At 61.9% G+C, this 4,824-nt stretch carries 5 protein-coding genes; 3 read left to right on the top strand and 2 right to left on the bottom strand.

The window, feature by feature from the left end; translation table 11 throughout:
• The first annotated feature begins 195 nt into the window (after positions 1 to 195).
• Together EN742_RS24625 and EN742_RS24630 are read left to right on the top strand one after the other, a co-directional pair.
• Positions 196 to 1,962 carry an AMP-binding protein gene (locus tag EN742_RS24625; protein ID WP_126056396.1) on the top strand — a complete coding sequence of 589 codons (1,767 nt, stop codon included), beginning with the start codon at positions 196 to 198 and terminating at the stop codon, positions 1,960 to 1,962.
• A 10-nt stretch (positions 1,963 to 1,972) separates the two neighbouring features.
• The gene (locus EN742_RS24630) at positions 1,973 to 2,626 is read left to right on the top strand and encodes a poly-gamma-glutamate hydrolase family protein (RefSeq protein ID WP_126056395.1); all 654 of its coding nucleotides are present in this window, start codon (positions 1,973 to 1,975) and stop codon (positions 2,624 to 2,626) included.
• A gap of 91 nt (positions 2,627 to 2,717) precedes the next feature.
• Here the strand turns inward: EN742_RS24630 and EN742_RS40080 are convergent, their stop codons facing one another.
• Entirely contained in the window at positions 2,718 to 2,843 is a 126-nt protein-coding gene (locus tag EN742_RS40080) for a hypothetical protein (RefSeq protein WP_281033066.1), read from the bottom strand.
• On the opposite strand from EN742_RS40080, the gene EN742_RS24635 reads away from it, so the two are divergent.
• Positions 2,836 to 3,792 (top strand): calcium:proton antiporter, encoded by a 957-nt coding sequence (locus EN742_RS24635; protein ID WP_245455624.1) that lies wholly within the window; start codon positions 2,836 to 2,838, stop codon positions 3,790 to 3,792. The two genes, EN742_RS40080 and EN742_RS24635, sit on opposite strands and share 8 nt — an antisense overlap.
• A gap of 270 nt (positions 3,793 to 4,062) precedes the next feature.
• Here the strand turns inward: EN742_RS24635 and EN742_RS24640 are convergent.
• On the bottom strand, positions 4,063 to 4,824 hold a 762-nt coding region (locus EN742_RS24640; RefSeq protein WP_128333390.1), incomplete at its 5' end, for a glutathione synthase.

Raw genomic sequence — 4,824 nt, forward strand, 5'->3', positions numbered from 1 at the left:
ATGAGCGCCCTTCCTCCCCCTTGAGGGGAGGGTGCCTCGCCAAGCGAGGCGGGTGGGGTCGTCTCACTTCGAGCAGGCCCCCTCACGTCCATCCGCCGTCGGCGGCTGTCCACCCTCCCCTCAAGGGGGACATTGGTGGGATTTCCTCTGCCCCGGCGGACTGATAGGCTCGGTCTATCCCGGGAGGAGACGGCGATGGCGATCAAACTCGACGAGCTCATGAACGCCACCAATCTGCGCGGGCGAAGCGCGAGCGGCACCTTCATTGCCCCGGTCGGTGGCAAGGCGCACGTCTCGGGCGACAACTCGGTGCCCTTGCTCGACAAGACCATCCCGGAACTGTTCTCCGACACGGTCGCGAAATACGCCACGCTCGACGCCGCAGTCTTCGTCGGCCAGGACAAGCGCTTCACCTGGAGCGAGCTGTCGGACACGGTGGATGCGCTCGCCGCCGGCTTCCTGGCGCTCGGGCTGGAAAAGGGCGACCGCGTCGGCATCTGGTCGCCCAACCGCTGGGAATGGCTGGTGACGCAATTCGCCACCGCGCGCATCGGCCTGATCCTGGTCAACATCAACCCGGCCTACCGGCTGACCGAGCTGGAATATGCCCTCAACAAGGTCGGCTGCACGGCGCTGGTCACGGCCGCCAGCTTCAAGACGTCCGACTATCTCGGCATGATCGAGACACTGGCGCCGGAGATCGCCACCGCGACGCCAGGTAAGCTCAACGCGAAGAAGCTGCCGGCGCTGAAGATCGTCATCCGCATGGGCGAGGACAATTCGCCCGGCATGTTCAATTTCGGCGACGTGCTGGCCATGGCCGGGCGTGACGAGCATGACAGCCTCGACCGCATCTCCGAGCGGCTGAAACCGAATGAGGCCATCAACATCCAGTTCACGAGCGGCACGACCGGTGCGCCGAAGGGTGCGACGCTCACCCATTTGAACATCGTCAACAACGGCAATTTCGTCACCGCGGCGATCAAGCTCACCGTCGACGACCGGCTTTGCATCCCCGTGCCGCTCTACCACTGCTTCGGCATGTCGATGGGCACGATGGGCTGCGTCACCAAGGGCGCCACCATGGTGTTTCCGGGCGAGGGCTTCGATGCCGGCGCGACGCTGAAGGCCGTGGCGCAGGAGCGCTGCACCGGCATCTATGGCGTGCCGACCATGTTCGTCGCCATGCTCGACCATGCCGATTTTTCGAGCTTCGATCTTTCCAGTCTGCGCACTGGCATCATGGCCGGCTCGCCATGCCCGATCGAGGTGATGAAGAAGGTGGTGTCGCTGATGCATATGTCTGAGGTGACCATCGCCTACGGCATGACCGAGACCAGCCCTGTGTCGTTCCAGAGCGGCGTCCACGATCCGCTGGAAAAGCGCGTCTCCACCGTCGGGCGCATCCATCCCCATGTCGAAGTCAAGGCCATCGACGCCGATGGCGCTACCGTCGCGGTTGGCGCGCCGGGTGAGCTCTGTACGCGCGGCTATTCGGTGATGAAGGGCTACTGGGAAGACGCCGAGAAGACCCGCGAGGCGATCGACGCCGACGGCTGGATGCACACTGGCGACCTAGCGACGATAGACGTCGAGGGCTATTGCAACATCGTCGGCCGGGTCAAGGACATGGTCATCCGCGGCGGCGAGAACGTCTATCCGCGCGAGGTCGAGGAGTTCCTCTACCGCCATCCCAAGATCAAGGAAGTGCAGGTCTTCGGCGTCCCGGACGACAAATATGGCGAGGAGCTATGCGCCTGGGTCGTGCTGAAACCCGGCCAGGTTGCCACGGAGCAGGAGATCAAGGCCTTCTGCGCCGGCCAGATCGCGCACTACAAGGTGCCTCGCTATATCCGCTTCCGCACCGAACTGCCGATGACGGTCACCGGCAAGCCGCAGAAATTCCTGATGCGCGACGCGATGATCGAAGAACTGGGTTTGGTGGTGCAGAAGACGGCGTGAAACGGCATTTATGGACAACGAGTTTCCGAATTTCGCGGCGCTGAAGGCTGCCAAAACCGAAAACATAGATTTTCGCATAGTCGTCCGGCGCGGAGGGCGAACCGGCAGTGCGATCGTCATGGCCCCGCATGGCGGCAAGATCGAGCCCCGCACCTCCCTGATCACCGAGACGATAGCCGGGCGCGATCTCGATATGTATTGCTTTGAAGGGCTCATGCCGGAAAGCAACCGAGAGCTGCACATAACATCCAGAAACTTTGACGAGGCAACCGCGCTGGAACTGTTGCGGACCAAGTCCACGGTCGTCGCTATCCACGGTCGTCGGGATCGGGACGATCCCTCGACAGTCTACCTCGGCGGCAAGGACGCCGCGTTGGTTTCGGAGATAGCCTGGCGTCTGCAGGACGCCGACTTCCAGACGCAAAAGGACAACCATCCCTTTCCAGGTATCCAGGATTTGCATCGTCAACCGAGGCTTGACGGGGAAAGGAGCACAGCTGGAAGTGCCCTTGTCGTTGCGCCGTCGACTGGGGAACGAGTTGGAACTTCTGGAACGATTTTGTGGGGCGGTTCGCAAGGCCATCGAGACATTCGATGCGCAAAACGGTGCCCTGGCCTCAATCGTGTTTTGAATGGTGCGCTTGGCAGGCAAAGATGCCTGTGAGAGGTGCCCCCGCCGCCCTTTTCCGCTAAGTTCGCAGAAACGCGCGGCGTTCGGGGGCTCGGATGACAGGTTTCGGCCGATCGGTGACGTCCTATGCGATGCCCTTGGTCGCCCTGGCGATGGCCGTCGCGGTCAGAGCCAGCGGGATGTCGGTGGACGCAGGTTCGCCGAGCGTCAGGATCCTAATCGGAGCGCTTTCGAGCGCGATCATGTTCATCACCATTTTCATCGTGCTCGAGCATGCCGAGGCGGTGGCTCGGCGGGTGGGCGAGCCATACGGCACGCTGGTGCTGACCTTTGCCGTGACGGCGATCGAGGTGTCGATCATCGTTTCCATGATGCTGCATGGCGAGAACAACCCGACGCTTGCCCGCGAGTCCGTCTTCTCGACTGTGATGATCACATGCACCGGCGTTGTTGGCCTGTGCCTCGTGCTTGGCGGCTGGCGTCACCGCAAGCAGGCAATCGTTCGACAGGGGACCAGCGCCTACCTGGCGGTCCTGATCGCGCTGACGGTGATGACGCTCATCCTGCCGACCTACACCCGGACCACCGATCCCGGCACGTTCTCGGCCGCCCAGCTTGGCTTTGTCAGTGTGCTTTCGGTTCTGCTTTACGCGGCTTTCGTGTTCGCGCAGACAGTCCGGCACCGCGACGATTTCATCGAAGGACAGGCGCGCGACGTCTTGATCGCAAGCGCCCCTCACGAAGGCATCTACGCCAGCGCCGTGCTCCTGTTCATCGGGTTGATCGGCATTGTCATGCTCGCTGAACAGGTCGCCGCGAGTGTCGAAGATGCGCTCGTTGCCTATCAGGTGACCCAGGCGGACAGCATCGTGGGGGCGCTGATCGCGGGGCTGGTCTTGATGCCGGAGGCCATTTCGGCGGTTCGCGCTTCACTCAGCAACGAACTGCAGCGCGGCTTGAACGTCGCGTTGGGTTCGGCTTGCGCCACGATTGGTCTCACGATACCGGCGGTCGCCGCCGCCAGCCTGCTGACGGGACGAGGCTTGACCCTGGGGCTGCCGGCGGCTGACGCAGTCCTTATGGTTTTGGCGCTTTTCGTTTGCAACGTGAGCTTCAGCACCGAAAGAACGACATTCCTGACGGGCATGGTTCATGTCGTGGTGTTTCTTACGTACGTGTTTCTGATATTTGTACCCTGAAGGCTTGGTCCATGCTGGCAACCGGATGCAGGGATGAGACGGCCACCGGTTGGGAATCGCTGGTGCTTTCATTGTTCGCGGAAACGCTGAACCGCTCTATCTCTTTGTTTTGACGCAATTCCGGACGGAAAGCCGTTTCACACTTTTTCCTGGAATTGCTCTGTCGGGGCGCATGCCACAAGACAGCGCTGCGAGCTGGTCAGTCTCCTCGCTAAAGCCAGCCGCTGCTTGCCCTATCGCCGATCTTATGGCCGGCTTGCCCTGCGTTCATCAAAGGGTCGCCAGCCGCGAATTCGGCATGGTCTTTCCGTAGGCCCGGCGCACGGTCAGCTTCTCTTCCAGCGCAACGATGACATGTGTGGCAAAATCAGTCTTGTACATGTCCGCGAGCCGCGACAGCCCGCCTGGCGTGAACACATTGATCTCGAGAAGTTTGTCGCCGGCTATGTCGAGCCCAACCAGAAACATGCCGTCGCTCACCAATTTGGGGCGTACCATCTCGGCAATGCGCAACATCGTGTCCGTCACCTTGACCTTGCGGGCGGTTCCGGCGGCGTGGATGTTGGAGCGAACATCGCCCTTGGCGGGGACGCGGCGAAAGGCTGCATAATTGCCATCGCGCATCAGTGGCAGGCCGTTCATCAGGAAGAGACGCACGTCACCGGCCTTGGCCTCCGGGATGTAGACCTGGGCGATGAGATAGCCGTCACCGCTGGCCGCCTCGAAAATCTGGTTCAGGTTGGAATCAGCAGGCGTTGCGATATGGAAGACGTTCTTGCCACCCGATCCCTGGAGTGGCTTGACGATGCAGCCCTTTGCGTTCTTGTCGATAAACGCGCGGATCTCGACAATGCTGCGCGATATCAGGGTCGCCGGCCGAACTGCCTCGGGGAAGGTCTGCAGGTAGAGCTTGCTTTGTGCCTGCGCCAGACCGTCCGGATCGTTGACGACGACGACGCCGCGTTCCGCAGCGAGCCGCCCGAACATAACGCCTGCGTTGGCGGCCCATGGTCGATCGGTGGCGTCGAGCGA

The organism is Mesorhizobium sp. M4A.F.Ca.ET.020.02.1.1, from assembly GCF_004022645.1.
GTDB lineage: Bacteria > Pseudomonadota > Alphaproteobacteria > Rhizobiales > Rhizobiaceae > Mesorhizobium.

Bases quoted from the DNA above. Each gene is read 5' to 3' on its own strand.
- EN742_RS24625 (WP_126056396.1), top strand. From the start codon at position 196: ATGGCGATCAAACTCGACGAGCTCATGAACGCCACCAATCTGCGCGGG.
- EN742_RS24630 (WP_126056395.1), top strand. From the start codon at position 1,973: ATGGACAACGAGTTTCCGAATTTCGCGGCGCTGAAGGCTGCCAAAACC.
- EN742_RS24635 (WP_245455624.1), top strand. From the start codon at position 2,836: ATGTTCATCACCATTTTCATCGTGCTCGAGCATGCCGAGGCGGTGGCT.
- EN742_RS40080 (WP_281033066.1), bottom strand. From the start codon at position 2,843: ATGAACATGATCGCGCTCGAAAGCGCTCCGATTAGGATCCTGACGCTC.